The 14,484-nt window shown below is 62.5% G+C and carries 14 protein-coding genes; 2 read left to right on the top strand and 12 right to left on the bottom strand.

Translation table 11 applies throughout. The annotated features are described in order from the left end of the window. Positions 1-229: 229 nt before the first annotated feature. The 11 genes from tolB to ruvC all read right to left on the bottom strand — a co-directional run bounded on the left by tolB (position 230) and on the right by ruvC (position 8,178). A complete protein-coding gene (tolB, locus tag J2858_RS07550; protein ID WP_210104194.1) occupies positions 230-1,537 on the bottom strand; it encodes a Tol-Pal system beta propeller repeat protein TolB in 1,308 nt (435 codons plus the stop codon). A gap of 14 nt (positions 1,538-1,551) precedes the next feature. Continuing rightward, a complete protein-coding gene (locus tag J2858_RS07545; protein WP_210104193.1) occupies positions 1,552-2,679 on the bottom strand; it encodes a cell envelope integrity protein TolA in 1,128 nt (375 codons plus the stop codon). A 10-nt stretch (positions 2,680-2,689) separates the two neighbouring features. Continuing rightward, the gene (gene tolR, locus J2858_RS07540; RefSeq protein ID WP_210104192.1) at positions 2,690-3,154 is read right to left on the bottom strand and encodes a protein TolR; all 465 of its coding nucleotides are present in this window, start codon (positions 3,152-3,154) and stop codon (positions 2,690-2,692) included. Positions 3,155-3,178: 24 nt separating this feature from the next. Then, entirely contained in the window at positions 3,179-3,898 is a 720-nt protein-coding gene (gene tolQ, locus J2858_RS07535; RefSeq protein WP_210104191.1) for a protein TolQ, read from the bottom strand. Between the two features lie 229 nt (positions 3,899-4,127). Further along, the gene (gene ybgC, locus J2858_RS07530; RefSeq protein WP_210104190.1) at positions 4,128-4,571 is read right to left on the bottom strand and encodes a tol-pal system-associated acyl-CoA thioesterase; all 444 of its coding nucleotides are present in this window, start codon (positions 4,569-4,571) and stop codon (positions 4,128-4,130) included. 86 nt (positions 4,572-4,657) lie between these two features. Further along, positions 4,658-5,164, bottom strand: a complete 507-nt coding sequence (locus tag J2858_RS07525; protein WP_210104189.1) for an NUDIX hydrolase — start codon at positions 5,162-5,164, stop codon at positions 4,658-4,660. Positions 5,165-5,168: 4 nt separating this feature from the next. Next, the gene (ruvB, locus tag J2858_RS07520; protein WP_210104188.1) at positions 5,169-6,209 is read right to left on the bottom strand and encodes a Holliday junction branch migration DNA helicase RuvB; all 1,041 of its coding nucleotides are present in this window, start codon (positions 6,207-6,209) and stop codon (positions 5,169-5,171) included. Further along, positions 6,206-6,613 carry a PIN domain-containing protein gene (locus J2858_RS07515; protein ID WP_210104187.1) on the bottom strand — a complete coding sequence of 136 codons (408 nt, stop codon included), beginning with the start codon at positions 6,611-6,613 and terminating at the stop codon, positions 6,206-6,208. Before J2858_RS07515 ends, ruvB begins: the two co-directional genes overlap by 4 nt. Next, the gene (locus tag J2858_RS07510; protein ID WP_210104186.1) at positions 6,610-6,882 is read right to left on the bottom strand and encodes an AbrB/MazE/SpoVT family DNA-binding domain-containing protein; all 273 of its coding nucleotides are present in this window, start codon (positions 6,880-6,882) and stop codon (positions 6,610-6,612) included. Before J2858_RS07510 ends, J2858_RS07515 begins: the two co-directional genes overlap by 4 nt. A 61-nt stretch (positions 6,883-6,943) precedes the next feature. Then, on the bottom strand, positions 6,944-7,561 hold the full coding sequence (gene ruvA / locus J2858_RS07505; protein WP_210104185.1) for a Holliday junction branch migration protein RuvA: 618 nt from the start codon (positions 7,559-7,561) through the stop codon (positions 6,944-6,946). 104 nt (positions 7,562-7,665) lie between these two features. Then, on the bottom strand, positions 7,666-8,178 hold the full coding sequence (gene ruvC / locus J2858_RS07500; RefSeq protein ID WP_210104184.1) for a crossover junction endodeoxyribonuclease RuvC: 513 nt from the start codon (positions 8,176-8,178) through the stop codon (positions 7,666-7,668). A 191-nt stretch (positions 8,179-8,369) separates the two neighbouring features. On the opposite strand from ruvC, the gene J2858_RS07495 reads away from it, so the two are divergent. Next, a complete protein-coding gene (locus J2858_RS07495) occupies positions 8,370-9,692 on the top strand; it encodes a methyl-accepting chemotaxis protein (protein ID WP_210104183.1) in 1,323 nt (440 codons plus the stop codon). A 434-nt stretch (positions 9,693-10,126) separates the two neighbouring features. Beyond that, a complete protein-coding gene (locus tag J2858_RS07490; RefSeq protein WP_210104182.1) occupies positions 10,127-11,137 on the top strand; it encodes an LLM class flavin-dependent oxidoreductase in 1,011 nt (336 codons plus the stop codon). Positions 11,138-11,431: 294 nt separating this feature from the next. Here the strand turns inward: J2858_RS07490 and J2858_RS07485 are convergent. Continuing rightward, positions 11,432-14,484: cadherin-like beta sandwich domain-containing protein (locus tag J2858_RS07485; RefSeq protein WP_210104181.1), on the bottom strand; the 3,053-nt coding region annotated here is incomplete at its 5' end.

The following is a 14,484-nucleotide window of genomic DNA, read 5'->3' as shown; positions in this document are numbered from 1 at the left end:
TTCAGCGTTGCCAGACCGTAACCGTTTCTGGTTAACCCTAGTTCAACAATTATGGTTAACGATCCGCTACCAAACTACATTTCTTCGCAATTTCAGCCGATTGCGGCGACACCGTGGCAGGAGGCCATAAGGTCCGGTCGACTGGACCCGTCACGCCCCGCTCGGCTGACCTTGAGGGCGTTCAGTCAGAAAGGCCGTGCATCTTTCGATGCACGGCCATCAAGAGGCGCTATTCGAGCAGCGGAGACCAGGCCGGGTCGGAGCCGTAGCTCGGGGTCTTGACCAGCTGTTCGTTATAGCCGGTCAGATCGATCGAATAGAGTTGCGGACCGCCGGCGCCGGCAGCCTGCCGGAAGAACATCAGCACGCGGCCATTCGGCGCCCAGGTGGGACCCTCATTGTGGAAGCCCGTCGTCAGGATGCGTTCGCCCGAACCATCCGGCTTCATCACGCCGATCGAGAACTTGCCGCCCGACTGCTTGGTGAAGGCGATGAGATCGCCGCGCGGCGACCAGACCGGCGTCGAATAGGACCCGTCGCCGAAGGAGATGCGGGTCTGGCCCGAACCGTCGGTGTTCATGACGTAAAGCTGCTGGCGGCCGCCGCGATCACTTTCGAACACGATGCGGGCACCATCCGGCGAATAGGAGGGCGACGTGTCGATGGCGGCCGTGTTGGTGAGCCGGGTCGTTGTGCGCGACCGCAGGTCCATCGTATAGATGTTGGCATTGCCGTCCTGCTGCAGGCTCATGATGACCTTCTGGCCATCCGGCGAAAAGCGCGGCGCAAACGTCATGCCGGGGAAATTGCCGACCACTTCACGCTGTCCGGTTTCCAGCTGCAGCAGATAGACGCGCGGCTGCTGGCCCTCGAACGACATGTAGGTGACTTCCTGGCGGTTCGGCGAGAAGCGCGGCGTCAGCACGATGTCCTTGGCGTTGGTCAGCATGCGCACGTTGAAGCCGTCCTGATCCATGATCGCCAGCTGACGCTGACGGGCATTCTTCGGACCGTTCTCCGAGACGAAGACGACACGGGTATCGAAATAACCGTCTTCACCGGTGATCTGCTTGTAGATCGCATCGGCGATGATATGGGCGACGCGGCGCCAGTTTTCCGGCTGCGTAAAGAACTGCTGGCCAGTCATCTGCGAACCGGCATAGGTGTCCCACAGGCGAAACTCGGCGCGCAGGCGGCCGTCGTTTTCGCGCGTGACGCGACCCGTCACCAGGGCTTGCGCATTGATGACCTTCCAGTCGTCAAAGCGCGGAGCCTTGTTGGGATCGGTGATCTTTTCGATGAACGCGCTGCGATTGACCGGAGCAAACAGTCCGGACCGCTGCAAGTCTGCGGCGATCACCGCGGAGATCTGCGGCCCCAGTTCGTTGCCGGAGAGAAAGTCGGTGACCGCAATCGGCAGCGGCTCGACATTGCCCCGGTTGATATTGATTTCAACGCGGGCCTGTGCCGGGGCCGTGAACATCACGGTCATCCCGGCCAATGCAACAAGCACACGGATGAAAGTCCGTTTCATCATGATAACATAGCCTTTCAAAGCAGTTCGCTTGGATCGAAGTTGACGACAACTTCGCTCCAGGAGTCGTATTTGTCGGCGGGAAGGTTCTTGAACGGCGAGGAGCGCATGACGGCGCGAAGCGCGCTGCCCTCCAGCATGCGACGGGCGCTCTCCGATCCGCCAGTGGTACTGACTTGCGGTCGGCCGATAATGGCGCCGGACTCGTCAAGCTTCATGGTCACGGTGATCACCATGCCCTGAGCGCCCTCGATCCCGGCAATCACCGACCAGTTGTTCTGGATCTGCCCCTTCAAGGCATCCATTTCGCTCTGGCTGAGCGAGGAGCCGCTTGTGGTCTTCTTGCCGCCGAGTGCTGCCGGCTGGGCCGAGCGCTTGGCGCCTCCGCCTGCCGCATCCTGCTTGTTGAGCAGCGAGGCAATCTCGTCGGCATTGAAATCGCTCTGCTTGGACGACGCGGACTTGGCCGTTTCCTGCTTCTTGTCCGCCACCTTCTTGTCCGGCGTCTTTTCAGCAGCCTTGGCCGTTTCGGTCTTCTTCGGCTCCGGCTTCTCTTCCGGCTTGGCTTCGGCGGGCTTGGGCAGTTCCGGACGCGGGCGCGCGGCAGGCACCGGCACGCTGTCCGGCAGCGGGATCTCTTCGGCCTGCTGTTCAGCAGGCTTGGCATCGGGCTTGGGCGTCGGTTCAGGCGTCGGCGGCGTCGGCTCCGGCTTGGGTTGCGGCAGAGCGGCTACTTCCTGCGGTTTCGGCGCGGTTTCCTCCGGCACGACATCCTTGACCTTGTTGGTCTCGGGCGTCGGCTTCGGCAGCGGCTTTTCGGCCTTTTCGGGCGCGGCGGCGGTTTCCGTCTGGACGGGTTTCTTCACCGGCGTCGGCGGGTTCTTCAGGTCGACATCGTTGTCGCCGGCGTTTTCGGCATGCTCGACGATGTCGGGCCGTTTCGTCGGCGTCGGCGCTGCCTTTTCGGCCAGAGGCGCCTTCTTGTCACCCTGCTGGATCTGGGTGATCGATTCCACCGGCACGATATCGACAGGCAGCGCTTCCACATCGGCAACGTTCAACGCCGCCGGCGCGCTCAGCGAAAAGAGCGCCCAGGTCAAAACCAGCGTGTGCAGAACCAGCGATGTACCAAGGCTCGTCTTCATCGAAAAACGATCACTTCTCCTGTTCCTGCAGCGTCACAAGACCGATGTTCTTGAAACCTGCTGCAGAAATGCGCGCCATGACCTTCATGACCACGCCATAGGCCGCGGCCGTATCGCCACGCACATAAATCCGCTCGTTATAACCGGTCGTGGCAATCGCCTCGAGCTTCGGCACCACTTCCTCAAGCGGAATGGCGCTTTCCTGCAGATAGATCTCACCGGCCGGATTGACCGAGATGGTGATCGGCTGCGTATCGGAATTCATCGCCTTCGCCTGCGTCTGCGGCAGATCGATCGGCACGCCGACCGTCATCATCGGAGCCGCCACCATGAAGATGATGAGCAGCACGAGCATGACGTCGACGAGCGGCGTTACGTTGATTTCGCTGATGGCACCGCCGCGACCGCGACCGCCACGACGACGGCCGCCGCGACCACCGCCTGAGCCTTTGCCTCCGCCTGCCGACATACCCATATCATCTACTCCTGCGCGTCACGCTTACTGTGCAGCCTGACGCGGCTGCAGTTTCTCATCGATCTGGCGCGAAAGAATGGCGGAAAATTCGTCGGCGAAGCCTTCCATGCGCGCCGACAGCTTGCCGGCATCGCCCATGAACTTGTTATAGGCCATGACGGCTGGGATAGCGGCGACGAGACCGATGGCCGTTGCCAGCAGCGCTTCGGCGATACCGGGGGCAACGACGGCTAGATTGGTCGATTTCGACCCAGCAATGGCCTGGAACGAGGTCATGATACCGACCACGGTGCCGAAAAGACCGATGAAGGGACCGGCAGAGCCGATGGTGGCAAGCGAACCGAGGCGCGCCTCAAACACCTCGCCCTCACGGGCAATCGTCACGTCCATGGCGCGGTCGATGCGCATCTGAAGGCCGATCGGCGAGCGGGCACCCCGCTCGAAACTCTTCTTCCACTCGCGCATCGCTGCCACGAAGATGGCGGCAAGACCGGTGTTCTGGCGTTCCGCCAGCGTGCGGTACAGCTCTTCCAGCGACTGGCCCGACCAGAACACCTGTTCGAACTGGTCGAACTGGCGCTTGGCCTTGGTGAAGCTCATATATTTGTCGATGACGATTGCCCAGGTCCAGACCGAGGCACCCATAAGGCCAAGCATGACCAGCTTGACGATCAGACCGGCCTGCATGAAGAGCGACAGGAGGCTTACCGAGCCTGCGGCCGCAGCCAAATCCGCGTGTTCCATCTATCCACTATCCCCGAATCCAATCGCCCGGCACGTCAACAACGAGCCGGTTCGCAAGCGCAGTATTTGAATGCGCGCAAGCGCTGAAATGCCCGTTTACCTTGAGGTATCTGAGGCCTTCTCGCCTTCAATTTTGGTTAAACGAAGGCGTGCAGCGCACAATTCCATGAGCGCCAGTAAGACAATATTATCGTTAAGAATGTGTTACAGTGGCGGGAAGATGATCGCGTCACGCCGGGCGGAAGGCCTCGGCTAGACTGTCCGGCAGGCGTCTTGGACGACCCACGCGATTGATGACGGCGATGATCACGCGCGCAGCAATGAGAAGCGTGTCGCCGCGGCGGATCTCCTGCACCAGCACCATCTTGGCGCCACCCGCCTTTTCCGTGCGGGTGTGGATGACGAGGACATCATCCATGCGCGCCGGTGCCTTGAAATCGATCTCCATGCGGTGAACCACGAACACCAGCCCTTCGTCATCGACCGACAGCAGTGCACTCTGCTCGCAGCCGAGGCAGCGCAGGTAATCGGTGCGGCCGCGCTCAAGGAAATGCAGATAGCGGGCGTGATACACAAGGCCGGAAAAATCCGTGTCCTCGTAATAGACCCGCTGAACGAGGCGATGGGCGCCCTCGATCAGTTCCCCGGCAAGGCAAACACTTATCTGGTCCATCAAAACATTCCCATCGACATCCAGTTGGTCGCGGCCGTTCTAGCGGCAGTTCCGGCTGATGGCCAGTGCGCACGGACCGCGGACAATCAGGATTTTGCGTCGAGATTGCGGTCGTCCCAGATGAGATGTCGCGGCGCCTCCGGCAGATTTTCGATCTCGTCGGCGATGAAATAGGGCGGGATATCAAGCGCCTTCAGGGCGCTTGCCGTCGCCTCCACCCATTTGAATTCCAGATCGTTATCGCCATCGCGGATGCGGTGCACGATGCCGTCCGGCGCGAAGGGAAAGCTTTCCGGTACGCTCATCCGGTAATAGATGCCAAGCTCGTGCCAATCGCGGCCTTCATAGTGAAAGAAGTTCTCGACGATCCACAGCATGCGATCGACAGTGACGTGGACACCCAGTTCCTCGACCATTTCGCGCTTCAGCGTTTCCTCGGACGTCTCGCCGATTTCCGCGCCGCCGCCCGGAAAGGTCCAGAATTTTTCGTGGGTGGCGCGGTGGACGAGCACATGGTCATTGCGGAATCCAAGCCCTGCGACCCGCATCTGAAAGGTGCGCTTCGGCTTGGTCTTGATGCGGACGCGGGTCATGGCGCTATTCGTCCTCAAGGCTGAGACGAAACTGGGCCGCTTCCAGATCCTTCGGCGGCTGCAGGCCGAGATGTTTCCAGGCGGTTGCCGTCAGCACCCGACCCCGCGGGGTGCGCTGGATAAAGCCTTGCTGGATCATGTAGGGCTCGATGATATCTTCGATGGCATCGCGCGGCTCCGAGAGACCTGCCGCGATGGTTTCGATGCCGACAGGCCCGCCTGCAAAATTGACGGCAATCATCGAAAGATAGCGTTTGTCCAGTTGGTCGAGGCCCATGTTGTCGACATTGAGCCGCGTCAGCGCCTCGTCGGCGATCTGGCGGGTGACCGCCTCCGCGCGCGCCACTTCGGCGAAATCGCGGACGCGCCGAAGGAGACGGCCGGCGATACGGGGCGTGCCACGGGCACGGCGGGCAATTTCGCGGGCGCCATCTTCGGTGATGCCAAGGCCCATCAGCCGCGCACCCCGCCGGACAATGAGTTCCAGTTCCTCGACCGTATAGAAATTCAGGCGCACCGGAATGCCGAAACGGTCACGCAGCGGCGTCGTCAAAAGGCCAAGTCGCGTGGTGGCCGCCACCAGCGTGAATTTCGACAGGTCGATCTTCACCGAGCGCGCCGCCGGCCCCTCCCCGATGATCAGGTCGAGCTGAAAATCCTCCATGGCCGGATAGAGAATTTCCTCGACCGCCGGGTTGAGGCGATGGATCTCGTCGATGAACAAAACATCGCGATCTTCCAGATTGGTGAGAAGTGCCGCCAGATCGCCAGCCTTTGCAATCACCGGGCCGGAGGTGGAGCGGAAATTGACGCCGAGTTCCTTGGCCATGATCTGGGCGAGCGTCGTCTTGCCAAGGCCGGGCGGACCGACGAACAGCACATGGTCCAGCGCCTCGCCGCGGTTCTTTGCCGCCTCGATGAAAATCTTCAGATTGGCACGCGCCTCGGCCTGGCCGGTAAACTCGTCCAGCGTCTGCGGGCGCAGCGCCACATCGAGGTCTTCCCCCTTCTTTTCCGGCGACAGGATGGAGTTGGGGAGGGTCATGCAAGCAGTTCCATTCCAGGCACGCGGGCCGCGGCTTTTTGGTCGAAGGTCATTGTCACTCGACAGCCCGACAACCGGTTCATTTCGCTGAGCAAGGCATCGGCAAAATCGACATTCACGCTGCGGCAGAGATGCAGCGCATTGCCAACTGCTTCATAATCCGCCACCTCGATTTCACGTCGTTCCAGCACCGCCTGCAGGAAGGCAAGCACGTCCTCGCGCGGATAGCGGTACAGGCGCCGCAAGACCCACCCGGCCTCCAGAAGAACGGAAATATTGACGTATAACACCTCGTCCTCCCCCAGCCGGGCGAGCAAACTGTTCACGGTGGCGGCCTGACTGCCATCATCACCCACCGCCATGCGCAACAGCACATTCGTGTCGATACCCAGCCTCTTCGTCATACATCGCCACCCGCGGCGTGACGAAACCGCTCGACCGCTTCATCCATCACAGCCTCATCCATCGTCTGGTCCGCGGCGACAGCCCTGGATGGCGGCTCACCAAGCACACCTGCGAGTTCAGACAGAGGTCTGTTGCGAGGCACGATGATCATCTCGCCATCGCGGACCCATGCGTAGCACTTGTCACCGGGCTTGACGTTCAACTGCTCGCGCAGATGCTTGGGGATCGTCATCTGCCCCTTCGATGTGATGGTGACATGAGAGCCCATGGCAACCTCCGCTCGCCTTACGATCTCACGATAGTAAGGAAGACCTCTGTTGGCAATCGCCTCAGCGCGAAAGCTCCTTCAGCCCGAGCCGGATCAGCTTGGCGCTGTCGGCGCCCTCGCCGCCATTCTTCAGCGCTGCGGCAACGGCATTGGCCGCCTGGTCGCGCGAGTAACCGAGATTGGTGAGGGCCGAGACTGCATCGGACACCGGCGCAGACGCAACGCCCTCCCCGAGTTCCTGCTTGAGGCCGATATTGACCCCGGCCTCGCCGGCAAAGGCGGGCGCCTTGTTCTTCAGTTCCGTGACGATGCGCACCGCAACCTTCGGGCCAACGCCCGGCGCGCGCGAAATCGCCGCCTTGTCCTGCAGCGCAATGGCATTGGCAAGCTCGGAGGGCGTGAGCGTGGAAAGCACCGCAAGCGCCACTTTGGCGCCCACCCCTTGCACGCTCTGCAACAGGTTGAACCACTCCCGTTCCAGCGCGCTCATGAAGCCGAACAGCTTCAACTGGTCCTCGCGCACATAGGTCTCGATGAACAGTACCACCGCCTCGCCGACGGACCCGATGCGCGACAGCGTCCGCGACGAACAATGCGCCACATAGCAGACACCATGCACATCCACGAGCACGTGATCGTCGCCGATTTCGTCAATGGTGCCTTTGAGCTTGCCGATCATGGTGAAGGTCCGCCACGGGGTTTTTCATCACAAGCGCTGCTGAAGCCTTGTGCTCCAGCGCTAGGGCTGATGCCGGAACAAGTCAAGAACAAACTCACCGACTCTCAGGCAGAAGCAAGGATCTGACGCATGCGATGGCCGCCGCGGTTATGGGCGTGGCAGATGGCGATCGCCAATGCGTCCGCCGCATCATTGCCCTTGAATTCGGCCTTCGGCATCAGGATCTTCAGCATCATGTGGATCTGCTGCTTTTCGCCGTGACCAACGCCGATGACCGCCTTCTTGACGGCGTTCGGCGCATATTCGGCAACCGGCAAGCCGGCACGCGCCGGCACCAGCATGACGACGCCGCGCGCCTGACCAAGCTTCAGGGTGGCGACCGCATCCTTGTTGACGAATGTCTGCTCGACGGCGGCCTCATCCGGCTGAAAGGCGTGCACCACCTCGGCAAGACCGTCGTGCAGCTGGCAAAGCCGCGAGGCCAGATCCATGTCGCCATCGGAGGTGACCGTGCCGGAGGCGACAAAGCGCAGGCTGTTGCCGAGCGTCTCGATGACGCCCCAGCCGGTGCGGCGAAGGCCCGGATCGATGCCAATAATGCGAATCGTCTGTGTCATGGCCTGTATCCTAATGCGCCACATCGTCTATTTGCCAGCGGCAATTCGAACAAAAACAGAACAGGTAACGGACGGGCCTTAACTCTCCGTTAATGATAGCCTTTCATTCCGCACACAAGCGCCGCAAGTTCGGCAACAGTATCGGCCGAATCACATTAGGTGATTGCTCACAACAAGATTGGAGGTCCATCATGATGATGTTCACCCGCTTGAAGAACAGGCCGATCGAGGCGATCCTTCTTTTCGTCACGTTCAATCTCGTTGCGGTAAACCTGATCGCCATCAAGGCGTTTCACGTCTCGCCAGAGATCCTGGGCTTCAGCATTGCAGCGGCCATGGCCGCAGGCGCGGCGGTCGTAACGCTTGCCTTTAAACTGGGCGATCCGCTTGCGCGGCTTGCACGCCATGCCGGCGACTGGAATGCCGGCGACAGCCCGGCAGACATCGCCGACCGTGCCCGCAAGGACCATCTGGGCGCCGTTGCGCGCGCCATGGCACAGATGAAGACGCGGATCCACGCACAGGATGAGCAGCACGCCGTGCCGCTTTCCCACCTGGAAGACGGGTTGCGCCGGTTGTCCAACGGCGATCTTGCGAGCGCGCTGCCGCAGCCGTTTCCGGATGCGCTTGAGGGTCTTCGTGTGCGTTTCAACCGGCTCGCCTCCATGCTGAACCTCAACCTGTCGGTGGTGGCCGGCAGCGTCGGAGCGATCCGCGAACAGGCGCGCTCCAGCCAGGCCGACATGGCGGTGATTGCAGAGCGGCTGTCGGCCGCCCTGCCCGCGCTGCAGAAAACCCACGGCTCCATCGAGATCATGCAGCGGGCAACGCGGCTGCGCGGCGAAGACGCCGCAAGCGTCTCGCGCCATTCCGCCAAGGCCGCCAACAGCAATGCCCGCCTGCAGGACATGGCAGCCGATGGTCACGCCGCGACCACAGCCGCGCATCTGTCCATGCAGCGGATGCGGGGCCTGGTCGACCAGGTCGGCACGCTTGCAATTCGCGCAGAAAGCCTTGCCGCCGATCTTGGCGAGCGCCAGCGCATGCCGGATGCAGATGCGGCACCCCATGATGTGTCCGACCGGGCCGCCCTTGCCCTTCTCGTGCGCCAGTTCGCCGAAGAGTGCACCGAGACGGCGCGCGGCCTGATGCTGCAAAGCCATGAGACCGGCACGCATCTTAACGATGCGCTGCAGGCGCTCGCTCCCCTGAAGCGCGAAACCGAGACGCTGAGCGGGGCGCTTGCAGAGCTTGCACCGGCGGCTGAGCGCCTGTCGCGCAATGTCGATCTGGAGAGCCAGCGGCTTTCGCTGGCCCAGACGGCCGTTGGCGAGAGCGAAACCGTTCTCTGCCGCGCCCGTTCGATGGCCGAGGCTACCGAAACCGCCCTCATTCGCATCATGACCGAGGCAGGCTCGGCCGATACCCGGCTCTCGCTGTTTTCGCTCGACGCATCCGGCGAACCGTCCGGCAGCCTGCGGGGCATGCGCCCAAACCTGCGCTGCGTCACCTGACGCACCGGTCGTCCCGTCTCTCCCGATCCTCGCCGCATATTGCCGCGGCGGGGATCGCCCTTTCCTGATACCAAGTGTCGATGATAGGAACCTATAGGATGGGTCACGACCGGTTTCTGGCTAGGCGCGGTGTGCAGCGCGATGCTGTCGCATCGGGCAAGCGCCGCAACGACGGCAGGGACCGGTCGTGACCCACTGTCGGCAGGCTTATCGAGCTTTCTGGCGTTGTCGAGGTTCTTGACCGATGCGAAAGCATCGCTCTGCAAACCCCTCCTAGCCAGAAAACTCGATAAGCCTGTCCTATAGGTTTCTATCATCGACACTTGGTATAAATCACCGCCGAGCGAGCGAATTCGATCGCCCGCCCTTAGAAACGGTGCCCGTCCTGCCTAAATGAAGGGAAAGCACGATCCACCCTTTGCAGAGTGAAGTTCATGATCCCCTTTTCCATCCTTGACCTGTCGCCCGTTCCGGAAGGCGCAACCGTGCGCGATGCGCTGCAGCAGTCCAGCCGGCTGGCACAGAAGGCCGAGGCGCTCGGCTATAACCGCCTCTGGCTTGCCGAGCACCATGGCATGCCCGGTATTGCGAGCGCCGCAACCTCCATCGTCATCGGCCATGTCGGCGCAGCGACCAGCCGCATTCGCATCGGATCCGGCGGCGTGATGCTGCCGAACCATTCGCCGCTGGTGATTGCCGAACAGTTCGGCACGCTGGAAGCGCTGTTTCCCGGTCGCGTCGATCTTGGTCTCGGCCGCGCCCCCGGCACGGACATGCGCACGGCGCGCGCGCTTCGCCGCAACCTCGATGCCGGCGCTGAAAACTTTCCCCATGACATCGTCGAGCTTCAACGGCTGCTCGGCAAGCCCAGCGAGGAGCAGGCGATCCTGGCGGTGCCCGGAACCGAAGCGAACGTGCCCGTGTGGCTGCTCGGCTCCAGTCTCTACAGCGCGCATCTGGCCGCAGCCCTGGGCCTGCCTTACGCCTTTGCCTCGCATTTCGCGCCGGACATGCTGTTTGATGCGATCGCCATCTACCGCGAGCGCTTCCAGCCGTCGCCGACGCTTGCAAAGCCCTATGTGATGGTCGGCGTGATGGGCGTGGCGGCGGAGACGGACGCCGAAGCCGCACATCTGTTCACCTCGGCCCAGCAGCAGTTCGTCAACCTGCGCCGCAATGTGCGGGGCCGTTTTCCGCGCCCGCTCGCCAGCATGGACGGCTTCTGGTCCGACATGGAACGCATCAATGTCGAGCACACGCTGCGCTTTGCCGCCGTCGGCTCGCCCAAGACCATCGAAGAGAAGCTTGGCGCTTTCCTCAGCGAAACCGGCGCAGACGAGCTGATCATTTCCATGCCGGTGCATGACATCGAAAAGCGTCTTGCCTCGGCGGAGTTGTTTGCCGGCCTTTCGTTAATGCAGCCGGTGCTGGCGCAGGCGGCCTGAACAGCCGCAGCCGGACCGGGACATCCCTTTGCCGAGGTGCGGCCGAGGCGGTCTGCATCCGCCTCTGTCTGCGCTCTTATGGCATGACATCGGCCGCACGATCCTGAGGGATGGACTGCCGAGCCGGCTGCCAAGGGCGACCGCACCCCCTTGGCGGGCCTCCCGATCCGCGGGCACACAACTCTTTCCGCACCACGGCCGCCGGCCGGATCGCCCTACCCTTTACCCCCTGCCTTTCCCCCCTGGCTTTGCCCTTTGTCCTCTGCCCTCCGGGCCCGCAAGCCGGGACTGCATTCAGAAGCGGCTGGCGGCCCCAACCCGCAGACCGAAGCCGACATCGCCATCCCCTTCGATCGTGAACAGCAGGCGCGCGTTGACGGACATTTTTGAGGCCGTTTCCAGGCTCATGCCTGCCGAGACCGTTCCGAAGGCGCCGGCGCCGTCGAGGCCGGAAAAGCCGACGCTGGCGCCCAGAACGGGCGTCATCTGGGCACCGCTGTCCAGCGTGAAATTGCGGGAAATCTCTGCACCGAGGCTGGCCCGCAACTGCTCCGTGGTAAAGCCGTCCAAGCCGATCTCATCGCCCAGATCATTGGAAACCGAATAGGTTTCGACCTTTTCCGACAGATAGAGAAGCCGAGCCTTCGGGCTCAGGATCACATCATTATCCAGCTCCCATTGCCCCTTCAGCGCCGTATCGAACACGAAGCGTCGGGTGTCGAACTTACCATCCCAGAACGCCGTATCGATGTCGTTGGACGATCCGCCGTAAAGCACGCTGGTATCGAAATAGACGCCGTGCCCCAGTTCCAGTGACGCATAGGGTCCGGCAAGCCAGCCATTGCCGGTGAGTTCGGCGTCCTCGTCGCTCGGGTCGGTCATGTGGTCATAGTGGAAGGACAGCCCGATCAAGGCTTTTTCGCTGAGCAGATAGTCGGCCCCGACGGAGATCATGGCGAATTGCCCCCACTTGTCGCCATTGTCGTCACGGTTATGCGCCATGACCGCCCCATCGATCCACAGGTTGAACGGCCGCAGATCGCCAGAGGCAACCCCATCGGCATGATCGCGGGCTGCCTCGATCTGCGCCAGGCTGGTCGAAAATCCGAGCGTCATGCCGTCTGGCGAGGGGGACATGCGCATCGTGATGGGATCTGTCGCCGTGGCCATGCGGCGCCGTTCCAGAAGCCCCGGCACGTTGAGCGTCGAGGCAATCAGGCTCTGGCGGCTGCGCACGAAGCCGCGCACCAGCCCCTCGATATCCTGCACCACCGAATCGGGATCATAGCCGAGATTATAGGTCACGGTTCCGGTGTTGGAGACGCCGAGCGCGCTCGTCAGCCGGAAGCCGACGCGCACCTGGCCCGAATAGGAAAAATTGGGGGTGAACTGCAGATACCAGCCGACGGGCGTGACCGGCCCGGCCTGCGCCACCTGCCCCTGAATGATGGTGGCGGTCCCGGCATTGGCCGGCTCGACAAAGGTCAGGTCCGCAGCGGTAAACGGACCGCCCGTTGCGCCGCTGTTCAGATAGACATCCGCCGGCGTCGTTCCGGGCGCAACCGTGACGACCTTGTCCGAAACCGTCACCGCCCTTGCCACCACTTTCAGCGTATAGGCGACCGTCGTGGTGTCGCCATTGCCATCCTCCACGGCCACCGTGAAGCTGTAATCGCCTTCCGTGTCATTATCGAGCGGGCCGGTCAGCGCACCGGTCGATACGTTGAGCACCATGCCGTCCGGCAGGCTCCCGGCCGAGATGCTGAACAGCAGTGGTGTAACGCCACCGCTGACACTGATCTCCTGATGATAGTCCTCCCCGGCCATGGCCTCCGGCAGAGGACCGGCGCCCGGTGAAATGGCAAAGGTCGGCGCAACCGCGCGTATGACCACCACAGTATAGGTCTTCGTCGTGCTGCCATCTTCGGCCGTCACCACCGTGGTGATCGTATTGGTGCCGACCGACAGGCTGATCGAGCCCGACGCCGTGCCGGAGGTGACCGTGGTGTTGTTCACCGTCACCCTCGCATTGGCGTCCGTCACCGTCGGCGTCACGGTGATCGACGTCGTCGTGTTGGGCACCGAGGCCGTGTAGCTGACCGTATTGGCGGCAAAGCTTGGCGACAGCGTGCCCGACGACAGAGACAGCGCCGACAGCGTCGCATCTGTCGAGGCCGGTGCTGCCCGTGTCACGACCACCGTATAGGTCTTCGTCGTGCTGCCATCCTCGGCCGTCACCACCGTGGTGATCGTATTGGTGCCGACGGAAAGGCTGATCGAGCCTGACGCCGTGCCGGAGGTGACCGTGGTGTTGTTCACCGTCACCCTCGCATTGGCATCCGTCACCGTCGGCGTCACGGTGATCGACGTCGTCGTGTTGGGCACCGAGGCCGTGTAGCTGACCGTACTCGCGGCAAAGCTTGGCGACAGCGTGCCGGACGACAGAGACAGCGCCGACAGCGTCGCATCCGTCGAGGCGGGTGCTGCCCGTGTCACGACCACCGTATAGGTCTTCGTCGTGCTGCCATCTTCGGCCGTCACCACCGTGGTGATCGTATTGGTGCCGACGGAAAGGCTGATCGAGCCCGACGCCGTGCCGGAGGTGACGGGAACGTTGTTCACCGTCACCGTCGCATTGGCGTCCGTCACCGTCGGCGTCACGGTGATCGACGTCGTCGTATTGGGCACCGAGGCCGTGTAGCTCACCGTACTCGCGGCAAAGCTTGGCGAGAGCGTGCCGGACGACAGAGACAGCGCCGACAGCGTCGCATCTGTCGAGGCGGGTGCTGCCCGTGTGACGACCACCGTATAGGTCTTCGTCGTGCTGCCATCTTCGGCCGTCACCACCGTGGTGATCGTATTGGTGCCGACGGAAAGGCTGATCGAGCCCGACGCCGTGCCGGAGGTGACGGGAACGTTGTTCACCGTCACCGTCGCATTGGCGTCCGTCACCGTCGGCGTCACGGTGATCGACGTCGTCGTGTTGGGCACCGAGGCCGTGTAGTTCACCGTATTGGCTGCAAAGCCTGGCGACAGCGTGCCCGACGACAAGGACAGCGCCGACAGCGTCGCATCCGTCGAGGCCGGTGCTGCCCGTGTCACCACCACCGTATAGGTCTTCGTCGTGCTGCCATCTTCGGCCGTCACCACCGTGGTGATCGTATTGGTGCCGACCGACAGGCTGATCGCGCCCGACGCCGTGCCGGAGGTGACGGGAACATTGTTCACCGTCACCGTCGCATTGGCGTCCGTCACCGTCGGCGTCACGGTGATCGACGTCGTCGTGTTGGGCACCGAGGCCGTGTAGCTCACCGTACTCGCGGCAAAGCTTGGCGAGAGGATGCCCG

Source organism: Neorhizobium galegae, assembly GCF_017877135.1.
Classification (GTDB): Bacteria; Pseudomonadota; Alphaproteobacteria; order Rhizobiales; family Rhizobiaceae; genus Neorhizobium; species Neorhizobium galegae_A.
Note: the sequence above shows the minus strand (reverse complement) of the source record. Positions and strands in the feature narration are given on the sequence as shown.